Source organism: Teichococcus deserti, from assembly GCF_001982615.1.
GTDB lineage: Bacteria > Pseudomonadota > Alphaproteobacteria > Acetobacterales > Acetobacteraceae > Pseudoroseomonas > Pseudoroseomonas deserti.
The window spans coordinates 1-23,407 of sequence record NZ_MLCO01000211.1; the positions used below are offsets into that span (position 1 = coordinate 1).

The 23,407-nt window shown below is 72.0% G+C and carries 22 protein-coding genes; 8 read left to right on the forward strand and 14 right to left on the reverse strand.

Annotated elements, in window-relative coordinates; genetic code table 11:
- Positions 1-14 precede the first annotated feature (14 nt).
- From BKE38_RS20045 to BKE38_RS20065, 5 genes are all read left to right on the forward strand, one after another.
- Positions 15-488, forward strand: a complete 474-nt coding sequence (locus tag BKE38_RS20045; protein ID WP_076959038.1) for an invasion associated locus B family protein — start codon at positions 15-17, stop codon at positions 486-488.
- 52 nt (positions 489-540) lie between these two features.
- Positions 541-1,806: a dual-specificity RNA methyltransferase RlmN gene (rlmN, locus tag BKE38_RS20050; protein ID WP_076959021.1), complete on the forward strand. Its 1,266-nt coding sequence runs from the start codon at positions 541-543 to the stop codon at positions 1,804-1,806.
- Positions 1,807-1,864: 58 nt separating this feature from the next.
- Positions 1,865-3,070: an MFS transporter gene (locus BKE38_RS20055; protein WP_131829665.1), complete on the forward strand. Its 1,206-nt coding sequence runs from the start codon at positions 1,865-1,867 to the stop codon at positions 3,068-3,070.
- Between the two features lie 83 nt (positions 3,071-3,153).
- Positions 3,154-4,371 (forward strand): MFS transporter, encoded by a 1,218-nt coding sequence (locus tag BKE38_RS20060; RefSeq protein ID WP_076959023.1) that lies wholly within the window; start codon positions 3,154-3,156, stop codon positions 4,369-4,371.
- Positions 4,372-4,436: 65 nt separating this feature from the next.
- Complete coding sequence (locus BKE38_RS20065) at positions 4,437-5,069, forward strand: LbetaH domain-containing protein (RefSeq protein WP_076959024.1); 633 nt, start codon at positions 4,437-4,439, stop codon at positions 5,067-5,069.
- 9 nt (positions 5,070-5,078) lie between these two features.
- Here BKE38_RS20065 and BKE38_RS20070 read toward each other — a convergent pair whose 3' ends face one another.
- The 3 genes from BKE38_RS20070 to BKE38_RS20080 all read right to left on the reverse strand — a co-directional run bounded on the left by BKE38_RS20070 (position 5,079) and on the right by BKE38_RS20080 (position 7,661).
- Positions 5,079-5,723 (reverse strand): glutathione S-transferase family protein, encoded by a 645-nt coding sequence (locus BKE38_RS20070; RefSeq protein WP_076959025.1) that lies wholly within the window; start codon positions 5,721-5,723, stop codon positions 5,079-5,081.
- Between the two features lie 6 nt (positions 5,724-5,729).
- Positions 5,730-6,653 (reverse strand): DMP19 family protein, encoded by a 924-nt coding sequence (locus tag BKE38_RS20075; protein WP_076959026.1) that lies wholly within the window; start codon positions 6,651-6,653, stop codon positions 5,730-5,732.
- Positions 6,654-6,770: 117 nt separating this feature from the next.
- On the reverse strand, positions 6,771-7,661 hold the full coding sequence (locus BKE38_RS20080) for an SMP-30/gluconolactonase/LRE family protein (RefSeq protein WP_076959027.1): 891 nt from the start codon (positions 7,659-7,661) through the stop codon (positions 6,771-6,773).
- A 174-nt stretch (positions 7,662-7,835) separates the two neighbouring features.
- On the opposite strand from BKE38_RS20080, the gene BKE38_RS20085 reads away from it, so the two are divergent.
- Positions 7,836-10,157, forward strand: coding sequence for a xanthine dehydrogenase family protein molybdopterin-binding subunit (locus BKE38_RS20085; protein WP_076959028.1), 2,322 nt, complete (start codon positions 7,836-7,838; stop codon positions 10,155-10,157).
- Positions 10,158-10,417: 260 nt separating this feature from the next.
- On the opposite strand, the gene BKE38_RS20090 is transcribed toward BKE38_RS20085, so the two are convergent.
- The 7 genes from BKE38_RS20090 to mqo all read right to left on the reverse strand — a co-directional run bounded on the left by BKE38_RS20090 (position 10,418) and on the right by mqo (position 17,674).
- Positions 10,418-11,062, reverse strand: coding sequence for a hypothetical protein (locus BKE38_RS20090; RefSeq protein WP_207553619.1), 645 nt, complete (start codon positions 11,060-11,062; stop codon positions 10,418-10,420).
- A 23-nt stretch (positions 11,063-11,085) separates the two neighbouring features.
- Positions 11,086-11,754 (reverse strand): hypothetical protein, encoded by a 669-nt coding sequence (locus tag BKE38_RS20095; RefSeq protein WP_076959029.1) that lies wholly within the window; start codon positions 11,752-11,754, stop codon positions 11,086-11,088.
- A gap of 144 nt (positions 11,755-11,898) precedes the next feature.
- Entirely contained in the window at positions 11,899-12,789 is an 891-nt protein-coding gene (locus BKE38_RS20100) for an MBL fold metallo-hydrolase (protein ID WP_076959030.1), read from the reverse strand.
- Positions 12,786-13,991, reverse strand: a complete 1,206-nt coding sequence (locus BKE38_RS20105) for a lipase family protein (protein WP_076959031.1) — start codon at positions 13,989-13,991, stop codon at positions 12,786-12,788. The genes BKE38_RS20100 and BKE38_RS20105 overlap by 4 nt, the downstream gene beginning before the upstream one ends.
- Positions 13,992-14,049: 58 nt before the next feature.
- A complete protein-coding gene (locus tag BKE38_RS20110) occupies positions 14,050-14,994 on the reverse strand; it encodes a DMT family transporter (protein ID WP_076959032.1) in 945 nt (314 codons plus the stop codon).
- 54 nt (positions 14,995-15,048) lie between these two features.
- The gene (locus BKE38_RS20115) at positions 15,049-15,843 is read right to left on the reverse strand and encodes an AraC family transcriptional regulator (protein ID WP_076959033.1); all 795 of its coding nucleotides are present in this window, start codon (positions 15,841-15,843) and stop codon (positions 15,049-15,051) included.
- Positions 15,844-15,940: 97 nt separating this feature from the next.
- Positions 15,941-17,674, reverse strand: a complete 1,734-nt coding sequence (gene mqo, locus BKE38_RS20120) for a malate dehydrogenase (quinone) (RefSeq protein WP_083747710.1) — start codon at positions 17,672-17,674, stop codon at positions 15,941-15,943.
- Positions 17,675-17,890: 216 nt separating this feature from the next.
- Between mqo and BKE38_RS20125 the strand changes: the two genes are divergently transcribed.
- Positions 17,891-18,244 (forward strand): DUF1622 domain-containing protein, encoded by a 354-nt coding sequence (locus BKE38_RS20125; protein ID WP_076959034.1) that lies wholly within the window; start codon positions 17,891-17,893, stop codon positions 18,242-18,244.
- Here BKE38_RS20125 and BKE38_RS20130 read toward each other — a convergent pair.
- The 4 genes from BKE38_RS20130 to BKE38_RS20145 are packed head-to-tail and all read right to left on the reverse strand — an operon-like array spanning position 18,241 to position 22,544.
- Complete coding sequence (locus BKE38_RS20130) at positions 18,241-19,146, reverse strand: DMT family transporter (RefSeq protein ID WP_076959035.1); 906 nt, start codon at positions 19,144-19,146, stop codon at positions 18,241-18,243. The two genes, BKE38_RS20125 and BKE38_RS20130, sit on opposite strands and share 4 nt — an antisense overlap.
- The gene (locus BKE38_RS20135) at positions 19,143-20,084 is read right to left on the reverse strand and encodes a DMT family transporter (protein WP_242662497.1); all 942 of its coding nucleotides are present in this window, start codon (positions 20,082-20,084) and stop codon (positions 19,143-19,145) included. The genes BKE38_RS20130 and BKE38_RS20135 overlap by 4 nt, the downstream gene beginning before the upstream one ends.
- Before the next feature lie 43 nt (positions 20,085-20,127).
- Positions 20,128-20,952, reverse strand: a complete 825-nt coding sequence (locus tag BKE38_RS20140; protein WP_207553620.1) for an HTD2 family dehydratase — start codon at positions 20,950-20,952, stop codon at positions 20,128-20,130.
- 5 nt (positions 20,953-20,957) lie between these two features.
- On the reverse strand, positions 20,958-22,544 hold the full coding sequence (locus tag BKE38_RS20145) for a hypothetical protein (protein ID WP_076959037.1): 1,587 nt from the start codon (positions 22,542-22,544) through the stop codon (positions 20,958-20,960).
- Between the two features lie 110 nt (positions 22,545-22,654).
- Between BKE38_RS20145 and BKE38_RS20150 the strand changes: the two genes are divergently transcribed.
- Entirely contained in the window at positions 22,655-23,401 is a 747-nt protein-coding gene (locus tag BKE38_RS20150) for a class I SAM-dependent methyltransferase (RefSeq protein WP_076959042.1), read from the forward strand.
- The last annotated feature ends 6 nt before the right edge of the window (positions 23,402-23,407 follow it).

A 23,407-nucleotide genomic window follows, 5' to 3' on the forward strand; every position in this document is an offset into this window, starting at 1 on the left:
GCGTCGCGTTCGGCCTGACGGCCAGCCTCGCCGCCCCCGCCCATGCCCAGCAGCGCCCCCAGGCGCTCGGCACCTTCCAGGAATGGACGGCGGCGACCTACATGGAGGGGGGCCGCAAGGTCTGCTACGCCTTCACCCGCGCTTCCAAGTCGGAAGGCGCCGGCAGCCGGCAGAACGTCATGCTGACGGTGACGCACCGCCCGCAGGGCCGTGACCAGGTCGCGCTGCGCGCCGGCTATTCCTATGCCCGCAACGCCGATGTCTCGGTCAGCGTCGGCGGCACCGAGCTCGACTTCTACACCGCCCAGGACAATGCCTTCGCCCGCGAGGGCGCCAAGGCGGTGGCCACCTTCCGCGGCGGCGCCTCGGCGGTGGCCAAGGGCCAGGGGCCGCAGGGCCGCGGCACGGCGACCGACACCTTCTCGCTGTCGGGCTTCAGCGCCGCCTATGACGCCATCAGCAAGGAATGCCCGGCCGGCCGTCGGTAATATGGGCCGCCGTTAATCGCCGCCGAGGCCCAGGGATGTTTTTCAGGAAGCCATGAACCAGATCAGCCCCGCTGCCGCGACTGCTGCCGGCCCGGACCTCAACGAGGCCGAGCGCGCCCGCATCATGGCCAAGGCCGCGCTTTTCGCGCCGCCGCCGGCGACCCTGCCGGACGGCCGGCGGGAGCTGGTCGGGCTGTCGCGCGACGAGCTGGTCGCCGAGATGGTGGCGATCGGCGAGAAGGCCTTCCGCGCCAAGCAGCTGTGGCACTGGATCTACCACCAGGGCGTCACCGACTTCTCGAAGATGTCGACCATCGCGCGGCCGCTGCAGAACAAGCTGGCCGAGCGCTTCGTCATCGGCCGCCCCGGCGTCAACCTGGAACAGACCAGCACCGACGGGACGCGGAAGTGGCTGTTCGGCTTCCGCGACAACCAGCAGGTCGAGACCGTCTATATCCCCGGCCAGGAGGAGGATCGCGGCGCCGTCTGCATCTCCACCCAGGTCGGCTGCACCCTGTCCTGCAAGTTCTGCCACACCGGCACGCAGAAGCTGGTGCGCAACCTGGGCGCGGCCGAGATCGTCGGCCAGTTCATGGCGGCGCGCGATTCCTACGGCGAATGGCCGAGCCCAACCGACGGCACGCCGCGGCACCTGTCGACCATCGTCATCATGGGCATGGGCGAGCCGCTGTATAACTACGAGAACGTCGCCAAGGCGATGCGCATCATCATGGATGGCGAGGGCATCGGCCTGTCGCGCCGGCGCATCACCCTGTCGACCTCCGGCGTGGTGCCGATGATGGACCGCTGCGGCGAGGAGCTGGGCGTGGGCCTGGCCGTGTCCCTGCACGCCGTCCGCGACGACATCCGCGACGAGATCGTGCCGCTGAACCGCAAGTACCCCATCGCCGAGCTGATGGAGGCCTGCCGCCGCTATCCCGGCGCGAGCAATGCCCGCCGCATCACCTTCGAATACGTCATGCTGAAGGGCGTGAACGACTCTGAGGCCGAGGCGCGCGAGCTGGTCCGGCTGCTGCAGGGCATTCCGGCGAAGGTGAACCTGATCCCCTTCAACCCCTGGCCCGGCAGCCCCTACGAGACGTCCTCCAACAACGCGATCCACCGCTTCGCCCGGATCGTGCAGGATGCCGGCTATGCCTCGCCGATCCGCACCCCGCGCGGGCGTGACATCCTGGCCGCCTGCGGCCAGCTGAAGACCGAGAGCGAGCGCGCCAAGCGCAACCGCGCCAATTCGGGCGCCTCGGCCGAGATGCCGGCGCTGGCCGCCCACCTCAAACCCGCGGCCGACGCGGCGTGATCCCGCGCGGCGGGACGCCCCCCACCCGTCACGGCACCGATTGCCGCCGGGTGGCTTGGTGAGCGCCCCGGCCGCCTCGGACACCTCGGCCGTCCGCATCCTGCCCCTGCTGGCCGCGGCCGCCTTCGCCACCGGCTGCGGCATGCGGCTGCTGGACCCCGTGCTGCCGCTGATCGCCGCCGAGCTGCGCGTGACGGTCGCCGAGGTCGCGGTGCTGATCACCGCCTTCGCCCTGCCCTACGGGCTGTGCCAGGTCATCCTGGGCCCGCTCGGCGACCGCTTCGGCAAGCTGCGCGTGCTGACCATCGGCCTGACCCTCTACGGGCTGATGATGGCCGCCTGCGCGCTGGCCGGCGCCATGACCCCGCTGATCGCGCTGCGCGCGGCGACCGGCGCCGCCGGGGGTGCGATCATCCCGCTGGCCATGGCCTGGATCGGCGACAACGTCCCCTATGCCCAGCGCCAGGCGACGCTCAGCCGCTTCATGACCGGCATGGTGATGGCGCAGCTGCTGACCGGCCCGATCTCCGGCAGCATCGGCCAGCTCTTCGGCTGGCGCGCCGTCTTCGTCCTGGTCGGCGGGGTGGCGCTGGCGGCGGCGGCGGCCATCGTCTTCAAGCTGGGCAAGCGGCTGTGGCAGACCAGCGTTGCGGGGACGGCCGGCTCGGGCTTCGCCAATTACGCGCTGCTGCTGCGGCGGCAGACCGGGCGGCGGCTGCTGCTGGCCGCCTTCCTGGACGGGCTGCTGCTCTTCGGCGGCGCCTTTCCCTTCATCGGCTCCTATCTGATCCAGTCCTTCCACCTGGAGCCCTGGCATGCGGGCCTGGTCGTCGCCGGCTTCGGGCTGGGGTCGCTGCTCTATACCCGCATCGCCCGGCTGCTGATCCCGCGCCTGGGCGAGGCCATGCTGGCGCTGGTCGGCGGGCTGCTGGTGGCGCTGTCGCTGGTGCTGCTGGCCATCGCGTCCAGCTGGCAGGTGGTCGCGCTGATCCAGGCCGCCACCGGGCTTTTCTTCTTCATGTTCCACGGCGTGCTGCAGGCCCGCGCCACCGAGGCGCTGCCCGAGGCACGGGCCACCTCGGTCTCGGCCTTCGCCATGGCGCTGTTCCTCGGCCAGGGGCTGGGCTCGGTCTGCTTCGGCGCGTTGCTGGCGCGCGGCGGCTATGGCCTGGCCTTCGGCGTCGCCGGCCTGCTGATGGCGGCCCTCGCCTTGTGGTGCCGCGTCGCGGTGACGGCGCCGCGCCCCGCCACCCCCGCGCCCTGAGGGGCTGACCCGCGCCGGCCGCCCCTTGGCCGGGCGCCACATCCGGTCCACACCTTGGCCAAAGACGGGTGGGGAAACGGTCGATGAACACGCGCGAGGCCTCGGCGGCCTTCGTGGCGCCGCTGCTGGCGCTGGCCTGCGGCCATATGCTGTCCAACCTGCTGCGCACCCTGCCGGCCATCTCGGCCGACCTGCTGGGGGCCGATCTGGGCGTCTCGGCCGAGGGGCTGGCCAGCCTGACCGGCGCCTACCACTTCGCCTTCGCCGCCGGGCAGATTCCTCTCGGCGTCGCGCTGGACCGCTTCGGCGTGCGGCCGGTTTCCCTGACCTTGCTGGCGACGGTCACGGTCGGCGCGGTGATCGCGGCGCTGGTCGGCGGGCCGCAGGGCTTCCTCCTCGCCCAGGTGGTGCTGGGAATCGGCAGCTGCGGCATGCTGCTCTGCCCGATGACCCTGGCGGCGCGGATGCTGACGCCGGCCAAGTTCGGGCTGTGGTCCGGGCTGATCCAGGCGGTGGGCAATCTCGGCATGCTGCTCTCGGCCAGTCCGCTCGCCTGGCTGGTCGAGCATCACGGCTGGCGCGCCGGCTTCTGGGCCTCGGCGGCGATGGCGGTGGCGGTGGCGGCGCTGGTCGCCTGGCTGGTGCCGCGCCCCACTCCCTCCCCCGGGCCGAAGCCGACCCTGGCCGAGGACACCCGCGCCGTCCTCCGCCTCGGCCGCAGCCGGGCGCTGCGCGGCAGCATGCTGCTGGCCTTCGCCTCCTTCGCGGTGATCATCGGCGTGCGCGGCCTCTGGGGCGGGCCCTGGCTGATGGAGGTGAAGCACCTGCCGCGCATCGAGGCGGGCAATCTTCTCTTCATCGCGACCCTCGCCCTGATCGTCGGGCCCGCCTTGGCCGGGGTGCTGGACCGGCGCGTCGGGCATCGCCGGGTGCTGCTGGCGATCGGCCATGGCCTGGCCGGGCTGCTGCTGCTGGCGGTGGTGGGCGGCGGGCCCGAGGGCTGGCTCAGCCGGCTGCTGGGGATGGCGATGCTGCCGCCGGCAGGCGACGCCGCGCTGCTCTTCGGCTTCGGCCTGTCGATCGCCATCCAGCCGCTGATCTTCGCCGTGGCCCGCGCCGCTGTGCGGCCGGAGGAGACCGGCAAGGCCCTGGCCGCCGCGAATTTTTCCTTCTTCTTCGGCGGCGCGGTGCTGCAGACCGCGAGCGGCTGGATGGGGGGCCCGGGCCCGGCCATGGCCTTCCTGGCCGTCGCCGTGCTGGCCTGCACCCTGCTGTTCATCCTGGCCGAGCGGCGGCGGTAAGCGGTCACGCAAGTGCTGCGAAACCGTCATCGGGGCGTCGCCGCCAGCGTGGCACGGCGCCGCCCATGCACCAGGATCCCGACAGCGCGCGCAAGCGCCTCTCCACCGAGCCCTTCATCGACCCGACGGCGCGGGTGCGCGACACCCGCTTCGGCCGCTTCAACGAGGTCGGCGCCCGCACCCGCCTCGCCGAGAGCAGCATGGGCGACTACGCCTATGTGGTGAACGATTCGGACATCATCTACACGACGATCGGGCCGTTCTGCTCGATCGCCGCGCATGTCCGCATCAACCCCGGCAACCATCCGCTGGACCGGGTCGCGCTGAACCACTTCACCTACCGCGCCAGCGCCTATGGCCTGGGCGAGGATGAGGCCGGCTTCTTCGACTGGCGCCGCGCCAGCCCGGTGGTGCTGGGGGCCGACACCTGGGTCGGCCATGGCGCCATCGTCCTGCCCGGGGTGACCACGGGGGTGGGCGCCGCCATCGGCGCCGGCGCGGTGGTCACCAAGGATGTCCCCGACTTCGCCATCGTGGTGGGCAATCCGGCGCGGATCTTGCGCTACCGCTTCCCGGCCGAGATCCGCGCCTGCCTGAAGCGGATCGCCTGGTGGGGCTGGCCGGAGGAGAATCTCCGCGTCGCGCTGGAGGATATCCGGAAGCTCTCGGCCGAGGCCTTCTGCCGGAAATACGGCTGAGCGCCTGCCTCAGTCCAGGACGCGCAGTTCCTCGTAGCTGACCATGACATGCGCGCGGTAGGCAGGGCGTTCGGCCAGCCGCGCGTGATAGGCCGCGAGCGCCGGGCGCGCCAGCCGCTCGATGGCGATGTCGTGGTAGCGGTGCAGCACATGGCCGAGCTGAATGTCGGCCAGGGTGAAATCCTCGCCGGCGAGGTGCGCGTGGCGGGAAAGCCGCGCCTCGGCGATGTCGAGGAAGCGGCCGAGGGTCGTCATCGCCGCCGCGATCGCCGCCGGGTCGCGGCGCGAGGGCGCCGTCCGCACCACCCGCCAGAAGACGGGCGCGGTGAAATTCATGGCGACGTTCAGCTTGGCCCAGTCGGCCCATTGGTCGACCTGGGCGCGCCCGACACCCTCGGCCGGCCAGAAGGGCGGCCGCGCATACCGGCCGGCGAGGTAGCGCAGGATGGCCCCGGTCTCGAAGAGCGGCGGCCCGTCGCCGTCGCGCAGCACGGGGACGGTGCCGTTCGGGTTCATCGCCAGGAAGTCCGGCGTGTCGGTGACGCCATGGATGTGCCCGGCATCGATGCGGCGATGCGGCAGGCCGAGCTCCGCCACGCACCACATCAGCGCCTGGACATTGGAGGACGTCCTGCGGCCCCAGATGGTCAGCATGCGCGTCTATCCCCCCGCCGCCCTGACCGCCGCCTGGACCTGGCTCGCCGGGATGCGGGCCAGCTCGCGATGGGTGACCTCGGAGAAGACGTCCAGCAGGTGGAGGTCGTCAGGGTCGGCCTCGATGGCGGCGAAATGCGCCTGCATCCGCGCCTGGGTCACGCGGGAGCCGTCGGCCAGGTAGGCGTCGCAGAGGATGGCGACGTCGTCGAACAGGAAGAGGACCTTGTTCTCCTCGGCGGTGGCGATGGTCCAGGCGCCTTCGCGGCCGTCGGGGGCGCGGGCGGTGGGGTCGCCGGCGACCAGGCCGCCCATCGGGGCGCAGCCGGCGAGCGCGCAGAGCATCCGCCCGGCGACCCAGAGCGGCTCGCGGGCGCGGGCGGCCTCGGCGGCATGGGCGCGCTCGGCCAGGCGCGCGGCGTGGTCGGGGTGGCGCAGCGCTTCCAGGCGGGCGGGAAGGTCGGCGTCGGGGACGGGCTCGAGGATGGGCAGGCCGCGCAGCCAGGCGGCGATCCGGGGCGAAAAGGTCTGGTAGGCGTCCAGGGCGAAGAAGCGGTCGTCGAGGGCTTCGAGCTCCGGCGCGGTCTCGGCCTGCTCCCAGCTGCCGTGGCGGGCGACGATGGTGCGAAGCTCGGCGAAGATCCTGGCGTAGGGCTCGGCCTGCATGGCGGCGAGGCCTTCGGCGATGTCGCGGATCATCGGCTCGGGCCAGCGCCTGTTGCCGACGAACTGGCCGTGGCCGCCATTCATCACCTGGGCCAGGTAGTCGTCGCAGTGGTAGGCGCGCAGGGCGTCGCGCGGCAGTTCCTCGGGCAGGAAGGCGCCGTGGGCCTGCAGGGTGTTGACGAAATCGACGGTGTCGCCGACCAGCGCGAAGGGCTGCGGGTCGTTGAGCGACGACTGCTTCACCAGGATGGTTTGGACGTGCATGGCCGCTGGTTTGGTTGCGCCGCCCGGAGGCGGCAACCCAGCTCTCCGTGAGAGCGCGACCAATTGACAGACATAGAAGGGGGGCGCGGGGGAATGCTTTCCCCCGCTCTTGCTGCCTTACTGCTGCGGGATGTCGACGGCGAGGACGCTGCCGCTCTCGCTCTCGGTGATCAGCAAGGTGGTCCCATCCGGCCCGAAGCAGAGGTTGGTCGGCAGCCGCCCGAACGACGTGCAGTCGATGGCGAAGATAGGCTTGCCGTGCGGATCCGTCCCCCAGACCATCCCATGCCCCGGATTGGCGACGAAGAGCCGGTCCTGGGCATCCAGCGTCAGCCCGTCCGGCCCCATGGTGCCGCCCGGGAGACGCACGAAGCACTGCGCCTTGCCGACGAAGGGTTCCTGGCGGAGCGCGAAGCGCCAGACCTCGCAGGACCGGGTCATGGCGACATAGGCATGGGTCCCCGTCCGGTCGAGGGCGATGCCGTTCGGGCTGGGCCCGTTGCCGATCAGCTTCTCGACGCGGCCATCGGGCCAGAGGCGCCACAGCCGGCCTGAGGGGTCCTGCAGCCCGGTCTGGCCCTGGTCGGTGAAGAGGACCTGCCCCTCGGGCCCCACGGCCACGTCGTTCAGGCCCTTGAAGCCCTCGGAATGCACGGTCTCCAGCAGGGGGGCGATGCTGCCGGTGGCCGGGTCCAGGCTGAGCAGCCCATGGCGGTGGTCGGCCAGCAGCAGGCTGCCGGCGCTGCCCGCGGCCAGGCCGTTGGGCCAGCCGTCATATTCGGCGACCAGGTCCCATTCGCGCGGCCCGACGCGGAAGACGCGGCCATTCGGGATGTCGACCACCAGCAGCGCGCCGGTGGCGTCGAAGCAGGGGCCCTCGAGGAAGCTGTGCAGCAGGGCGCCGCCGCGGTTGGCGTCCGACCAGGCGGTGCGGCGCGGCGTGCGGTGGCGGTCGGGCAGGCGGCTGAGCAGCCGCGGCGTCAGCGGGCGGGGGGCAGGGAACCACATGGCGGCGGAAGCTGGACCCGGCGGCGCCGCAGGGCAATCCCCCGCTGCTGTCCCGGCGCATTTGTCCCGGCGCATTTGTCCCGGCGAAGTCACCGCCTTGCCGCTTGCGGGGCTGCCCCGGGCCATCCCATGATCCTCCCGGGACGGTCGTGAAACATCCAAGGGAGAACAGCCATGGCCAAGTTCGGCCTCAGCCAGGCGGTCCGCCGCATCGAGGATCCGCGCCTGCTGCAGGGGCGCGGCCGCTACACCGACGACATCGCGGTGGTCGGCCAGCTGCATGGCTATGTGCTGCGCAGCCCGCATGCCCATGCCACCATCCTGTCGATCGACACCGCCGAAGCGCGCGCCCTGCCCGGCGTGCATGCGGTGCTGACCGGCCAGGACTGGCTGGACGAGGGCCTGGGCGAGATCCCCTGCGCCATCCCGATGAAGAACCGCGACGGCTCGCCGCGCGCCAACACGCCGCGCTACGGGCTGGCGACGGCCAAGGTGCGGCATGTCGGCGACCCGGTGGCCTTCATCGTCGCCGAGAGCATCGGCCAGGCGCGCGACGCGGCCGAGGCGGTGCTGATCGACTACGACATCCTGCCCGCCTGCACCGACCTGGCGCATGCGACGGATGCCGGCCAGCCGCAGGTCTGGGACACCGCGCCCAACAACCTGTGCTTCGACTGGGAGACCGGGGACAAGGCGGCGACCGACGCGCTCTTCGCCCAGGCCGCGCATGTGACGAAGCTCGAGGTGGTGAACAACCGTGTCGTCGTCGCCAGCATGGAGGGCCGCGCGGCGCTGGCCGAATACGACGCCTCGGCGGAAAAGTTCACGCTGCATGCCGGCACGCAGGGCTCCTGGCTGGTGAAGAACCTGCTGGCCAGCAGCGTCTTCCACCTGCCGCCGGAGAAGTTCCGCGTCATCACCCCCGATGTCGGCGGCGGCTTCGGCATGAAGCTGTATCTCTATGGCGAATACGCGCTGTGCTGCTGGGCGGCGCGCAAGCTGGGCCGCCCGGTGAAATGGGCCGCCGAGCGGATGGAAGCCTTCCAGTCCGACACTCAAGGGCGCGCCAACCTCACCCTCGGCGAGATCGCCCTCGACGCACAGGGAAAATTCCTGGCGCTGCGCACCCGCAACATCGCCGACATGGGCGGCTATCTCTCGACCTTCGCGCCCTATATCCCGACCGGCGCGGGCACCAAGGTGCTGGCCAGCGTCTATGGCTTCCAGGCGATCCACGCGCATGTGCTGGGCGTGCTGACCAACACCGTGCCCGTCGATGCCTATCGCGGCGCCGGCCGGCCAGAAAGCAACTACCTGGTCGAGCGGCTGATCGACGCCGCCGCGCATGAGCTGAAGATCGACCGCATCGAGCTGCGCCGGCGCAACATGGTGCCGGCCTCGGCCATGCCGCACCGCACCCCCGTCGGGCAGAACTACGATTCCGGCGAGTTCGCCACCGTGCTCGACGCCGCGCTGAAGAAATCCGACTGGGCCGGCTTCGAGGCGCGCCGCCAGGAATCGGCCGCGCGCGGCCAGCAGCGCGGCATCGGCATGGCCTATTACCTGGAAGCCACCGGCGGCGACGATTCCGAGCGCGCCGAGCTGCGCTTCGCCGCCGACGGCATGGTGGAGGTTCTGGTCGGCACGCAATCCACCGGCCAGGGCCACGAGACTGCCTATGCCATGATCACCAGCCACCAGCTGGGCATCCCGCTAGAGAAGATCCGCGTCGTCCAGGGCGATTCGGATGCCATCCCCACCGGCGGCGGCACCGGCGGCGCGCGCAGCCTGTATTCGGAAGGCACCGCGCTGCTCGCCACCGCCACCACCGTCATCGAAAAAGGCAAGCAGGCCGCCGGCGAGGCGCTCGAGGCCGCCGCCGCCGACATCGAGTTCGCGGCCGGCCGCTTCGGCATCGCCGGCACCGACCGCGGCATCGGCATCCTCGAGCTCGCGGCCGGCCAGCGGGAGAAGGCCGCCGCCGGCCAGAGCGTCACCCTGCTCGACGCCGCCGAGGTCGCCCCCATCCCGGCGCACACCTTTCCCAATGGCTGCCACATCGCCGAGGTGGAGGTGGACCCCGACACCGGCCACGTCACCGTCGCCCGCTACATCGTCGTCGACGACGTGGGCCACGCGCTGAACCCGATGATCGTCCGCGGCCAGGTGCATGGCGGCGTGGCGCAAGGCATCGGCCAGGCGGTGATGGAGCGCACCGCCTACGACCCCGAGACCGGCCAGCTGCTCTCGGCCAGCCTGAACGACTACGCCCTGCCCCGCGCCAACGACCTGCCCGATATCGAGGTCGAGCTGATGGAAATCCCCTGCGAGACCAACCCGCTCGGCGTGAAAGGCGCCGGCGAGGCAGGCGCGGTGGGGTCCCCGCCCGCCATCATGAACGCGCTGGTCGACGCGCTCCGCTCCCGCGGGGTGACGCATCTCGATATGCCGGCGACGCCGGAAGTGATTTGGAAGGCTTTGGGGAAGGCAGCCTGAAGATCAGCGACAGGTCGGGGGAATGAATTCCCCCGAACCCCCATCTTTTTTCTGTTCTGTTGGCCGTTGATCGCCGAGCCACTTCACCACAGGCGATACCAGGGCATCACGGCGGGACGCCAAATACAAAAACAGCGCGCCCTCGAAGGTCGCGCTGCTGCTGGGCCGTTTCACGGACCATCGTCACGTGGACACGGCAGTCTGACAGAAAAAGAAGGGGTCCAGGGGAATTCATTCCCCTGGCCTGCCTCTGTCTTCTCTTACTTGAAGCTCACCTCATTCATCTCGCACAGGTTCACGTCCCGCCGTTCATCGGAGCGGCCGTTGCTCCACACCACGCGCAGGTCGTACTGGCAGGGCCCGTTCGGCAGGCGGATGTGCAGGCGGTCGCCCGGCTCCACCACGTCCTGGCCCAGGCGGTCCTCGCCCCAGTCGTCGCTGGTGGTCGGCGAGGCGAAGAACTCGCGGATCTGGCGGCTGCCGTCGTTCACCAGCTCGAAGCTCGGGTTGCCACGCGGGGTCACCGGCTTGCCGCTGGCGTCGCGCTGCAGCGTGCCGGTGCGGGCCGGGGTGCCGATGGTGACGTCGCGGTCGAAGCAGGTGTCGACGTCGCGCTTCTCCTCGGTCAGGCCGCCTTCATAGACCATGCGCAGGTCGGTGCGGCAGCCGCCGGTGGGGGGCATGCGCACGGCGAAATCCGCGCCATTGGCCAGGCCGCTGGCCGGCAGCCGGTTCTCGCCCCAGTTCCGCGAGCGCTGCGGCGAGGCGTAGAGCCGCTCGATGGTGCGGCCGCTGCGGTTGGTCAGGTTGAAGGAACCGTCCGTGTCCGTCTGGGCCGCGGCCGGCTGGCCCAGGAAGGTCAGGCCAGCCAGGGTCAGGGCGGCGGCTGCCAGGGTGATCCGCATGCGAGGGCTCCTCGTTAGGTCGCTCAGGGAAAGCGCACCGCCGGGCGTGCGCAAAGGTCCAGGCCGCGCGCTTCCTGCACGGCGCCATCGGCGAAGATCACTTTGACGTCGTAGAGGCAGGGGCCGGGCGGCAGGGCCAGGCTCTGGCGGGCCCCGGCGCGCAGCGTCCGGCCCAGCAGCAGGTCCTGCCCCCAGTCCGGCTGTCCGGAAGGCGTTGCGAAGGCGAGGGTGATCGGCCGCCCGCCACGATTCTCGAGGCGCAGGGCCATGCCCTGCGGCGCCGCATAGCCGGGCGCCATCTTGCCTGGCAGGGGGACGGGCAGCGGCGGACCCAGCACGATCTGGCGCTGCGCGCAGGTGTCGACGTCGCGCAGGTCGTCGACGCCGCCGCCGCGCCAGACCAGGCGCAGGTCCTGGCGGCAGCCGCCGCGCGGGTCCAGGCGGACGACATGGCGCGCACCGGGCGGCACCCATTGCGCGCCCAGCCGGTCATGGCCCCAGTCGCGCACCCCGACCGGATTGGCGAAGAGCTGCTCGAGGCCGCGATCGGTGTTGTTGACGATCTCGAAGGACGGGTCCGGGATACCCAGGGGGCCCTGCTGCGGGCCGCGCTGCGCCAGGGCCGGCAGGCTGCCGGCGGCGGCGAAAAACGACAGAGCGAGCGCAGCCTGGAGGGCGAGCTGCCGTGGCATGGGGGATGTGCCTCTTCTCAACCGGACGCTGAACGGCGCAGCCATGGCTGGGTTGCGGCGCGCTGGCAACCGGTTCCCCGATCACGCTATCGGGCGCTTGCTGCCGCCCCCTTGCGGCGCACCGGACTGTGATGGCGACAGCGATCAGCCCGCGCGGTGCCAGCCGTCCAGCGCCTGCTGCGCCCGGCCTTCATCGGCCAGCTTGATCAGATGCGCCAGCAGGCTGCGCGCCGCGGCCGGGCGCAGCTTCGGGTCCAGCGCGCTGCCGTAGAGCGGCGGCACCAGCGCTTCCACCGCGGTCGGCCGGTCGGTCAGCGCTGCGAGAAGCGCCGCCTCGCGCGCCTGGCGATGCGCCAGCAGGGCGCGGGTGAAGCCGGCGGGCTCCGGCAAAGGCGCGCCATGGCCGGGGAAGAATGTCTTTTCCCTTCGCGCGGCGAGGCGCTCGAGGCCGGCCATGTAGTGCGCCATGTCGCCATCGGGCGGGCTGACCACGCTGGTCGACCAGCTCATCACATGGTCGGCCGAGAACAGCGCCTCGCCGCCGTCGAGGGCGAAGCACAGGTGGTTGGCGCAATGGCCCGGCGTGTGCAGCGCGGTCAGGCGCCAGCCTTCGGCCTCGAGCGTGTCGCCGTCGGCCAGCGCGATGTCCGGATGGAAGTCATGGTCGCCGCCTTCGCCGCCGGCGTCGCGCGGCGTCTGGTGCGGGCCGAAGCCGGCGGTGCGCGCCCCGGTCGCGGCGGCCAGCGGTGCCGCGCCCGGCGAATGGTCGCGATGCGTGTGGCTGACGAGGATGTGGCTGACCGTCTCGCCCTGCAGGGCAGCCAGGATCGCGGCGTGATGCGCCTCGTCCAGCGGGCCGGGATCGAGCACGGCGACGCTGCCACCCTCGCCGATCAGATAGGTGTTGGTGCCAAGGAAGGTGAAGGCGCCGGGATTGCCGCAGCGGATCCTCCTGACCCGGGTGCCGCCGAAACGGCCGAGCTCCTCGACGGTGCCGGTGGGCAGCGGGTCCTCGCGCAGGAAGGTGATGGTCATGGCGGCGGGCCTCCGGGCGGCTGGGCGGTGGGGGCGCAGTCGGTCGCGACCGGCGCAGCCTGCAATGCGCGGCCGGCGAAGTCGAGCGCATCCCGCCGCGAGGCCAGATAGGCGCCGCCATGGTCCATCCCGGCATAGAGCCGCCCCTGCAGGGTGCTGCCGGCGGCGCAGGCGTCGCGCAACAGGGCGAGCTGGCCGGGGGCGGCGACGTCGCGATCGGCCTCGCCGATGCCGAGGAAGACCGGCATGGCAAAGCGCAGCGTCGGATATTCGACGCGCGGGATGATGACCGGCTCGACCCGCGCCTCGACGCCGGGGCGCAGCGCCGCGGCGCGGGTCAGGCCGGCGGCCATCACCTGCCCGGCCAGCTCGCCGATGCAGAGCACAGCGGCGCGCTCGGCCAGCGGCTGGGCGGCCTCGGTGAACAGCGTCGCGGGGTCGAGCGCGGGCTGGTGCAGCCGCGCCGTCAGCGCCAGGTAGAAGGCATAGGCCAGGCCGGGATCGGGCCGGTCGGGCGGCACGCCGGTGGCCTGCAGCGCGCCGGGGCGCATGTAGGGGGCGCCGGTGGCGATGACGCCAGCGACCGCCAGATCGGGGGCGTAGGAAGGCGCCAGCCCGGCCGCGGCCAGCGCGGCGCCGCCGCCCTGGGACTGGCCGGCGATGACCACGCGGTTGGCGATGCGGCCGGCCTCGGCGGCGAGCGCAGCGCGGGCGGCGTCCAGCACCCCCTGCCCTTCGGCGCGCTTGTCCAGATAGGGGTGCAGCCCGGGCGTGCCGAGCCCTTCATAGTCGCTGGCCACCACCGCGAAGCCTGCGGCCAGCCAGCCGGCGAAGTCCTGCCGCCCGCCGCCGCGCCAGGAGGGGGCGCAGCGATCCGCCACCCCCACCGTGCCATGCGCCCAGGACAGCAGCGGCCATCCCCCCTCGGGCGGCGCGCCGGCCGGCAGGAAGAGCTGGCCGGAGACGGCGATGGGCTTTCCGTCCACCCCGCTGGCCGAGCCGTAGAGGATCCTTCTGCCCGTTGCCGCGCCCTCGATCCGCCGGTCGGCGGGCAGGTCTTCCTGCCGCAGCATCGCGCCGGCGGCCGGCGCCGCGCCCTCCCAGCGGTAGAAATCGGAAACCCCGCCATCGCCGCTGGGCGGCGGCGCGGCGAGGGCCGGCAGGCTCAGGCAGGTGGCCAGGACCAGGGCGCGGAATCGCATGGAAAGAACCGCCGGTGGTTGCCCGGCTGAGGTGGGGCGCCCGGCCGCCCGCGTCCAATCACGCCACGGCGGGCGTCGCCAGCGCCGGCGCCGGGCGGCGATGCGCCGCGATGCAGGACAGCACGCTGAGCACCACCAGGGCGAAGGCCAGGGCCTCCAGCATCCCGGGCCACCGCTGCTCCCAGAGGAAGCCGTAGAGCAGGGCGAAGAGCGTCTCGAACAGGATCATCTGGCCGACGAGCGTCAGCGGCAGCGAGCGGCTCATCCGGTTCCACAGCGCATTGCCGACCACCGAGGCCAGCACCGCGACGCCGACCGAGACCGCGCCGAACCGCGCCCAGGCGGCGCCGCCTGGGCTGTCGCCGGCCAGGATCAGCGCCAGCGGCACCAGCAGCAGCGCCTGGGCCCCGGTCATCACGCCGGTCAGCAGGTTCCAGTCATGCGCCGAGACCTGGTCGAGCCGCGCCAGCCAGCGGCTGTTGCCCACCGCATAGCTGGTCCAGGAGGCCAGCGCGCCGATGGCGCAGAGCAGGCCGAGGACCTGGCTGGCCCCCGGCACCGCCAGCGCCTGCCAGCCGATGCACAGCGCGCCGGCGACGCAGAGCAGCAGGGACGGGACCAGCCGGCGCAGCGGCACGGCGCCGCGGTCGCGGCTGCCGATGATGGTCACCGCCACCGGCAGGAAGCCGATCACCAGCGAGGTCATGGCGATGCCGCCCAGCTGCACCGCGCTGGCCAGCAGCACGTAGTAGAGGGTGTTGCCGGCGAGCGCCAACCAGGCCAGCGCGCCCCATTCCCGCCGGCCGATCGCCGCCGTCAGCCGCCGCCAGCGCGGCGCGGCCAGCCCCAGGGCCACCAGCCCGAAGCAGAGATACCGTCCCACCGTCAGCTGCAGCGGGGAGAAGTCATGCGCCAGCTCCGGGGCCAGGAAGACCATGCCCCAGAGCGCGCCCGCCCCCATGCCGCAGAGAATGCCGGTCACTGCCTGCCTGCGATCCGCCATGCGCCCTCTCCTCTAGCGCGGGGGCGATAGAGCCTTCAGGGGGCGCGGTCTTGGCTAAGGCTCCTGGCGGCTGGGCCCAGACTCCTGTGGTGTCTCTTGCGGTTTCTCCTGCGCCCGGCGGCGGAAGGCGGCCGGGGTCAGGCCGGTGGCGCGGCGCATCGCCCGGGTCAGCGCGCTCTGGTCGGCATAGCCGCCGCGATAGGCGAGCTCGGCGATCGGCGCCTCGCCCTCGGCCAGCCAGCGCTGCACATGCGCCAGCCGCAGCCCCGCCAGATAGGCGCGCGGGGTGGCGGACAGCTCGGCGCGGAAGACGGCGTGCAGGCGGCTGGTGCTCAGCCCGGCCTCGGCGGCCATGGCGGCCGCCGTCCAGCCCTCGAACGGCTTTTTTTCCAGCGCCGCCAGCAGGCGCGTCAGCCGGGTCGGCTGCGGGTCCTCGGCGCCGCCCAGCGTCTCGATCAGCAGCGGCATCCAATGCGACAGCCGCGCTGAGGTGGCCGGGCCGCGGGCCAGGGTCAGGCCCATATAGTCGACCAGACTGCGCGCCTCGGGCGGCAGGGCGATCAGCGGGCGGGCGGCCAGCCGGTCGGCCAGGCTGCCGCCCAGGCTGCGCCGGTCCAGGTCGACGATCAGCACGCGGTTCGGATGCGGGCTGGCCTGGTCGTGGCGCGTGCCCTCGTCGATATAGGCGGCCAGGTCGCGGTCGAGCCGCGCGCCGCGGCCGCCGATCTCCATCTCCAGCGAACCTTCCAGCGGCAGCACCAGCTGGGCGAAGTCGTGGCAATGGGTGGTGCTCTGCGCGCCGTAGGAGCGCAGCCAGACCGAAGCGGGAGAGGAAGCCGGAACGAGCATGCCAGCCTTATCAAGCCGGTGGGCGAGCGGCCCAGCCTAGCAGAAAACGGGGCGCCGCGACACGGGGTCGTCCCCCGGGCCGCGGCGCCGGGCCGGCCTAGAGCGCCATGTCGGGGACGCGGCGGACCTCGCCGGCCGGGACATCGGCCGGGCCGGGACCGCTCGGCAGCGCCGAGGGGATGGCGGGCGCGGCGATGGCCAGCTGGAGCTTTTCCCCGGTGCTGGCCCAGGTCGCCGCCACCCGCTGCGGATCGCCGTTCAGCGCGGTGCCGAAGCTGGGGACGATGCGGCGCAGCTTCTCCTGCCAGGCGGCCGTCGCCACCCGCTCGGGGAAGACGCGCTTGACCAGGTCCAGCATGATCGGCGCGGCGGTGGACGCCCCCGGCGAGGCGCCGAGCAGCGCCGCGATGGAATTGTCGCGGGCATTGACGATCTCGGTGCCGAGGCGCAGCGCGCCGCCCTTCTGCGGGTCGCGCTTGATGATCTGCACCCGCTGGCCCGCCTGCCACAGCCGCCAGTCGGCCGCCGCCGCCTGGGGAAAGTATTCGCGCAGCGCGGCCAGGCGGTCCTCGTCCGACATCATCAGCTGGCCGGCCAGATACTGCACCAGGTCGAACTCGTCCCAGCCGACGCGCAGCATCGGGCCGATATTCTCCAGCGTCACCGAGGCCGGCAGGTCGAAGAGCGAGCCCTGCTTCAGGAACTTGGTCGAGAAGGTGGCGAAGGGCCCAAAGAGGACGACCTGCTTGCCGTCCAGCATGCGGGTGTCGAGATGCGGCACCGACATCGGCGGCGAGCCGACGGAGGCCTTGCCATAGGCCTTGGCCAGGTGCCGCTGCGCCACGGCCGGGTTGTCGCAGACCAGGAAGGAGCCGCCGACCGGGAAGCCGCCGAAATCGTCGCCCTCCGGGATGCCCGACATCTGCAGCAGGTGCAGCGCGCCGCCGCCGGCGCCGAGGAACAGGAAGCGGGCGTCGACGACATGCCCGTCGCTGCCGTCCTTCAGGTTGCGGTAGGTGACGCGCCAGGTGCCGTCGGCATTGCGGGTGATGTCGCGCACCTCGCTCGAGGTCTGCAGCGTGAAATTCGCCTGGGTCTTCAGATGCGCGACATACTGCCGGGTGATCTCGCCGAAATTGACGTCGGTGCCCTGCGGCGCCCAGGTGGCGGCGACGGCCTGGCCAGCGTCGCGGCCTTCCATCATCAGCGGCACCCATTCGGCGATCTGCTTCGGATCGCGGGAGAACTGCATGCCGGCAAACAGCGGGCTGCCCTGCAGGGCGGCGTGGCGCTTCTCCAGGTAGCGCATGTTCTCCTCGCCCCAGACGAAGCTCATATGCGGGGTCGAGTTGATGAAGGAGCGCGGGTTCTTCAGCACCCCCTGCTCCACCTGATGCGCCCAGAACTGGCGGGAGACCTGGAAGGCCTCGTTGATCTCGACCGCCTTGCCGATCTGGATCGCGCCCGTCGAGGTCTCCGGCGTGTAGTTCAGCTCGGCCAGCGCCGAATGGCCGGTGCCGGCATTGTTCCAGCCGTTGGAGCTTTCGAGGGCCACCTCGTCCAGCCGTTCCAGCATGGTCATCGACCAGCCGGGCTCCAGCTCATGCAGCAGCACGCCCAGCGTCGCGCTCATCACGCCGCCGCCGATCAGCAGCACGTCGACGGCCGAGCCCGACTGGGAGGTGCCGGGGGCGGCGAGCAGCGGCCGCGGCAGGGCGGCGACGGCGGCCGCAGCGGCCACGCCGCCAAGGAGGGCGCGGCGTTTCAGCCCTTCGGGACGCGGCAGGTCCTGGCGGTCGGTGGCGGAAAGGTCCGTGTCGGTGTCGCGCATCGGAGGAGGTCCCTCAATGTAACCTCCCCCTGATATTGAGGGGCGCTGTATCGACCTGCGATCAGCGCGGCAACGCCGGATAGATCATGGCTGATGATCGTTCGCGGCGGTGCTGATCGGGCAAAGCCTTTGGTCGGGGCCCGGCATGCGGATCGTGCAAGCAGACCGGTGCACCCTGGCCTAGGACCACTCCCGCATCGCCGAGGAGCCCGCCGCATGACCCTGACCGCGCATTTCCTGGCGCCGCTGGCCGTGGTGCTGGAGGTCGTGGGCGTCGGCGTTATCATGGCCGGGGTCACGCTGGCCGCCATCGGCTTCGCCCGCGACTGGCGGCGCGAAGGGGCCGAGGCCGCCTATCTGCGCGGCCGCGCCAATCTGGGGCGCGGCATCCTGCTCGGGCTCGAGGTGCTGATCGGCGCCGACATCATCGCCACCATCGTGGCGCCGCTGACCTGGGAGAGTGTCGGCCTGCTCGGCCTCGTCGTGCTGATCCGCACCTTCCTGAGCTTTTCCCTGGAGGCGGAGATCGACGGCGAATGGCCCTGGCGCCGGAAGCAGCGGGAGGGCTAGCGCCCCCGCCGCCGCATCTCCCGGTGCAGGATGTAGAGGCCTGCAAAAATAATGAGGCCCGCGCCGGCCAGCATGGTCAGCGTCGGCGCCTCGCCCCAGACGATCCAGCCGATGACGATCGCCCAGATCAGCGCGGTGTAGGAATAGGGCCCGAGGGAGGAGACCTGGGCGCTGGCATAGGCCTCGGTCAGCAGCACCTGCGCCAGCCCGCCGAGCAGGCCGATGCCCAGCAGCAGCACCAGCTGCGACAGCGTGGGCGTCACCCAGACGAAGGGCAGCGCCAGCAGGCTGAAGCCGGTCATCAGCAGCGACTGCCACAGCACGATGGTGGCGCTGGATTCGGTGTCCGACAGCTGCCGCACCAGCATGGTCGTCAGGCCGGAGAAGACCCCGTTGCAGGCGGCCGCCCCCAGCGCCACCCACATCATCCAGTCCGGCATGCCCGCCGGCAGCGCGCGGGTCGAGCCGAAGGCGCCCTGCCCCACCGCGATGACCACGATGCCGAGGAAGCCGATCAGCACGGCGGCCCAGCGATGCGGCCCCGGCCTTTCCCCGAGGAAGGGGATCGACAGGATGATCACGAAGATCGGCGTCGTGTAGCTGAGCGCGGTCTGCTCGGCGAGCGGCAGGATGGTGAGCGCAAAGAAGGAACAGCTCATCGCCGAGATGCCGGTCAGCGCCCGCATCACATGCCCGCCGAGGCGGCGCGTCTGCAGCGTCACGTGGCGCCGCATGCCGATCGCCAGCACCACCGGCAGGGCGAAGGCGTTGCGGAAGAACATCAGCTCCGGGAAAGGGATGTGGCTGCCGAGCTCCTTCACCAGCGCGCTCATCAGCGCGAAGAGCGCGGTGGCACCCAGCATCATCAGCGCGCCGCGCTTCATGTCATGGCGGAGGGTCATGCCTGGCCTTTCGCCTGCCGCGCCCGCAGCCGCTCGCGATAGAGGTTGTAGAGGCCGGCGGCGATGACGATGGCCGCACCCGCGAGCGTCGCGGCGGCCGGGAACTCGCCCCAGATCAGCAGGCCCAGCACCAGGCCCCAGACCAGCGTCGAATATTCGAAAGGGGCGAGGACCGAGACCGGCGCCACCGCGAAGGCGCGGGCGAAGAGGAAATGCGCGACGCCATTGGCGCAGCCGAGGAAGACCAGGGCGGCCACCGTCGCCGCATCCGGCAGCAACGCCTTGGGCGGGAACACCGGCAGCAAGGCGAGCCCGATCGGCACATGGGCTGCCAGCAGCCAGAAGGCGATGGTCGCCGGGCTGTCGGTGCGCGCCAGCATGCGGGTCCAGATCCGGGTCAGCGCCATCAGCGCGATGCCGGAGAGCAGCATGGCGCTTTCCCAGCGCCACAGCGCGCCGCCCGGGTTCAGCATGACCAGCACGCCGCCGAAGCCGACCATGGTGCTGGTCCAGCGCCGCCAGCCGACCTGCTCGCCCAGCAGCGGGATGGCCAGGAGCGTCATCAGCAGGGGCGCGGCGGCGGCCACCGCATAGGTCTCGGCCAGCGGCATGGCGCGCGCCCAGGCCAGGTAATAGGCGACGGTGACGATGCAATGCAGCGTGCTGCGCCAGCCGATCAGCCGCAGGTTGACCGGCCGCAGCGAGGCGCCCCGCGCCAGGATCCAGATGGCCAGCGCGCCGAAGACGCCGCGCCAGACCATCGCACCCGCCGGCCCGACCTGCGGCAGCGACCATTTCACCGCGGCGTCGGCGCAGGCGATGATGGCATAGCCGGTGGCGATGAAGCCGATGCCGCGGACCGCATCGTCGATCCGCGGCCGGGGAAAGGAGGCCGCCGCGCCTGTTGGCGAAGCCGGCGCATCGGCGCCCAGGGACAAAGCCGGCGCGTTCGCGCCGGGCAATCGCCCGGGCGCGGCGCCCTCAGACAAGGTCGGCCTCGGCGACCTGGCAGGTGGCGCCCTCGTGGTCGCGGGTTTCCAGCCGCACCTTCGCCCCGTCCCGCTCGCCGAACAGGAACAGCGAATTGCCGCCGATCGCCGGCCGCTGGCCGCGATAGCTGAAGCGCGCGAGCTTCGCGCCGGGCCCCGCGACGTCGAGGGCATGCTGCGCCAGCCAGGTCGCCTGCAGCGGCCCATGCACGACCAGCCCTGGATAGCCCTCGACCCCGGTAACATAGGGATGGTCGTAATGGATGCGGTGGCCGTTGCCGGTCAGCGCCGAGTAGCGGAACAGCTGCACCGCATCCGGCAGCAGTTCAACGGTGGTCGCACCCGGCCAGGAATCGGCCGGCGGCGCGGCGCGCATCGCCGCCCCCCCGGTGCCGCGATAGACGATGTCCTGCTCCTCCTGCAGGACCGGGCCGCGCGGGCCTTCCAGCACATGGCCCACAGTGACGAAGACCAGCTCGCCGCTGCCGCCCTTCTTCTCGGAGATCTTCAGGATGGTGGAGGTGCGCGTCAGCACGTCGCCGGTGCGGATATCGCCCTGGAAGGTGACGCGGCCGCCGGCCCACATCCGCCGCTCCAAATGGTGGACAGGTGGCAGGAAGCCGCCGCGCCTGGGGTGGCCGTCGGGACCCAGCCCCGCGGCCGGCTTCCAGTCCTGGAACAGCAGCCAGTGCCAGAGCGGCGGCAGCGCCTCGCCCTCCAGCGGGCGGGCGATGGTGGCGGCCATGCCCTCGACCAGGCGGGGGTCCATCCGGTCCTCGCGCGTCTCGCTGCGCCCGACGAACTCATCGTAGGCCATCTTGGTCATTCCTCCCGGACAAACAGAAAAAAGCCATCGATCTCGCCGGCCGGGCGCATGCGGGCCCAGGCGGCGGCAAAGCGCGGATCGCGGCGGAAATACTCCAGAAAATCGAAGCGCTGCCCGGCGCAGTCGGGAATTGCCGTCCAGCGCTGGATCACCGCCGCCGCCGGCGGCTCGGCCACGACGCGCTCCACCACCTCGTCCCAGACGAAGCGCTCGGCGGCGGGCATGGCCTCCGGCGCCCGGTAGCGCGCGCCGCCGGCCGGGCATTGCTGGTAGACCGCCTGCAGCAGCCAGGTGGACATGAAGGGCAGCTGCAGCCGCGCCTCGGCCTCGTTCACCGCCGGATAGACCACCGGAATGTCGGGGGAGAGCAGCAGCAGCGGCTTCTCCCGCGCGTGGCTCTGCAGCCAGGCCGACAGCCTGCCGCCGGTGCTCTCGGCATAGCGCACCTCCATCCAGGGCGCCTCGCCGCCGCGCAGCGTGAACAGGCCGAAGGCGAAGGCCATGCCGGCGCCGAGCCAGGGCGCGGCGCGGCGGGCATCCTCGGGCCGCAGCCCGCGATCGGCGCCGCGCGCCAGCAGCAGCCCGCCGGCCAGCCCCGCCCAGGTCCAGACCGGCACCAGGTGGTAGGACCAGCCCTTGTGCTGCACCAGGGCGGCGGCCATGCCGCCCATGACCGCCGCCGTCAGCAGCCGCGGCAGCCAGCCGAAGCGGACGGCCGCGACGAAGCCCAGCAGAGCGAGGGCCAGGATGGCCGCGCTGCCGGTCAGGTCGGTCAGCAGCACCCGCCACCAGGGCGCGCCGCCCAGGTCCAGGTACCAGTCGAAGACCAGCGGCACGACCCGGCCGAAATAATCCGGGAAGAACAGGACGATGCCAGCCAGGTAGGCGGCCCAGATGCCGGCCATCAGCCAGGGCACCGGGTCGCGCAGCGCGGCGGCCAGCCCCGGATGCCGCAGCCGGGCCAGCAGCACCACCGCCTCGACCAGAGCGGGGACGGCCAGGAAATGCGGCTTCAGCGCGAAGCCCAGCGCGGCGATCAGCGTCACCGCCAGCCCCAGCAGGCGGGGCGTCGCCAGCCCCTCGATCCGCCGCTCCGCCATGAACAGATAGGGGAAGGCCAGCATCGCCATGATCTGCTCGCGCTGGCCGAAATCATGGCCGGAGGCGACCAGCAGCAGCGGCATCAGGAAGAACAGCGCGGCGCGCTCGGCCGGCCCGGTGACCCGCCCCGGCAGCCGCACCAGCGCCGCCACCAGCGCCAGCACCGCGGCGCAGCCGACCATCAGGCAGATCAGCAGCCCCTCCGGCGGGGTCAGCGCGGAATGCCGCGCCATCCAGGCCGCCGGCAGGTTCAGCAGGAAGATCAGCGGCGGGTTGACGTCGATCAGGTCGCTGTAGAGCTTTTCCCCCCCCAGCATCCGGCTGGCGAAGTCCAGCACCGCCGCGACGTCGTGGTTCAGCGGCGGCGACAGCACCGCCGCCAGGAAGATCAGGCTGGGCACCAGCCCGCCCAGCCGCAGCAGCCAGCCCCGCCAGGCGGGGGCAGACGGACCGGTTCCGGTCCGGATCGGGTCAGGCGTCATGGAGGCGGGAGGGTTCCTTCAGCCCGGTCATCCTTCCGCCGCGCGGGCGGTTGCGCAATCCCATCGCAGCCCATTGCGGCGAGATGCGGGCGCTGCCACAAGCTTTCACCGTGGACGCCGCTGAATATGCCCTGATGGACCGGGCCGAGGCCGGGATGTGGTGGTACCGCGCCTTGCGCGACCGGGCCGAGGCGGCGCTGCGCGACCACGCCCCGAATGGTCCCCTGGCCGGCCCCTGGCTGGATTGCGGCTGCGGCACCGGCGGGCTGCTGCACCACCTGGCGCGCGCCTTCCCCGCGCAGCCGCTGGTCGGGCTGGAATACAACCCGGAGGCCGCCCTCCGCGCCGCCGAGAAGTCGGGCGCCGTGGTCGCGGCCGGCGATGCCGCGCGCCTGCCTTTCGCCGACCGCTCCTTCGCCGCGGTGGCCAGCATGGACGTGCTCTGCCACGCCGCCGTCGACCAGGAGGCGGCGCTCGCGGACATGCGCCGCGTGCTGCGCCCGGGCGGGCTGCTGCTGCTCAACCTGCCGGCCTTCGCCTGGCTGCATTCGGCGCATGACCGCCGTGTCCACAATGCCCGCCGCTACACGGCGCGCGAGGCCCGCGCCCTGGTGCAGGCCGCGGGATACCAGGATATCCGCACCGACTACTGGAACGCCCTGCTGCTGCCGCTGATGGTGCTCCAGAGAAAGGTGCTGGCGCGCGACGAGGCGGCGGCCAGCGACGTCGCCCCCTTCCCGCCATGGTTGGACGCCAGCCTCTACGCCGCCACCCGGGTCGAATCGGCGCTGGCCGGCATCGGCCTGCGCTACCCGGCCGGCGGCTCGGTGCTGGTCACCGCCCGCCGCCCCCTCTGATCAGCC

Bases quoted from the DNA above. Each gene is read 5' to 3' on its own strand.
- rlmN (WP_076959021.1), top strand. From the start codon at position 541: ATGAACCAGATCAGCCCCGCTGCCGCGACTGCTGCCGGCCCGGACCTC.
- BKE38_RS20060 (WP_076959023.1), top strand. From the start codon at position 3,154: ATGAACACGCGCGAGGCCTCGGCGGCCTTCGTGGCGCCGCTGCTGGCG.
- BKE38_RS20065 (WP_076959024.1), top strand. From the start codon at position 4,437: ATGCACCAGGATCCCGACAGCGCGCGCAAGCGCCTCTCCACCGAGCCC.
- BKE38_RS20070 (WP_076959025.1), bottom strand. From the start codon at position 5,723: ATGCTGACCATCTGGGGCCGCAGGACGTCCTCCAATGTCCAGGCGCTG.
- BKE38_RS20075 (WP_076959026.1), bottom strand. From the start codon at position 6,653: ATGCACGTCCAAACCATCCTGGTGAAGCAGTCGTCGCTCAACGACCCG.
- BKE38_RS20080 (WP_076959027.1), bottom strand. From the start codon at position 7,661: ATGTGGTTCCCTGCCCCCCGCCCGCTGACGCCGCGGCTGCTCAGCCGC.
- BKE38_RS20085 (WP_076959028.1), top strand. From the start codon at position 7,836: ATGGCCAAGTTCGGCCTCAGCCAGGCGGTCCGCCGCATCGAGGATCCG.
- BKE38_RS20090 (WP_207553619.1), bottom strand. From the start codon at position 11,062: ATGCGGATCACCCTGGCAGCCGCCGCCCTGACCCTGGCTGGCCTGACC.
- BKE38_RS20095 (WP_076959029.1), bottom strand. From the start codon at position 11,754: ATGCCACGGCAGCTCGCCCTCCAGGCTGCGCTCGCTCTGTCGTTTTTC.
- BKE38_RS20100 (WP_076959030.1), bottom strand. From the start codon at position 12,789: ATGACCATCACCTTCCTGCGCGAGGACCCGCTGCCCACCGGCACCGTC.
- BKE38_RS20105 (WP_076959031.1), bottom strand. From the start codon at position 13,991: ATGCGATTCCGCGCCCTGGTCCTGGCCACCTGCCTGAGCCTGCCGGCC.
- BKE38_RS20110 (WP_076959032.1), bottom strand. From the start codon at position 14,994: ATGGCGGATCGCAGGCAGGCAGTGACCGGCATTCTCTGCGGCATGGGG.
- BKE38_RS20115 (WP_076959033.1), bottom strand. From the start codon at position 15,843: ATGCTCGTTCCGGCTTCCTCTCCCGCTTCGGTCTGGCTGCGCTCCTAC.
- mqo (WP_083747710.1), bottom strand. From the start codon at position 17,674: ATGCGCGACACCGACACGGACCTTTCCGCCACCGACCGCCAGGACCTG.
- BKE38_RS20125 (WP_076959034.1), top strand. From the start codon at position 17,891: ATGACCCTGACCGCGCATTTCCTGGCGCCGCTGGCCGTGGTGCTGGAG.
- BKE38_RS20130 (WP_076959035.1), bottom strand. From the start codon at position 19,146: ATGACCCTCCGCCATGACATGAAGCGCGGCGCGCTGATGATGCTGGGT.
- BKE38_RS20140 (WP_207553620.1), bottom strand. From the start codon at position 20,952: ATGGCCTACGATGAGTTCGTCGGGCGCAGCGAGACGCGCGAGGACCGG.
- BKE38_RS20145 (WP_076959037.1), bottom strand. From the start codon at position 22,544: ATGACGCCTGACCCGATCCGGACCGGAACCGGTCCGTCTGCCCCCGCC.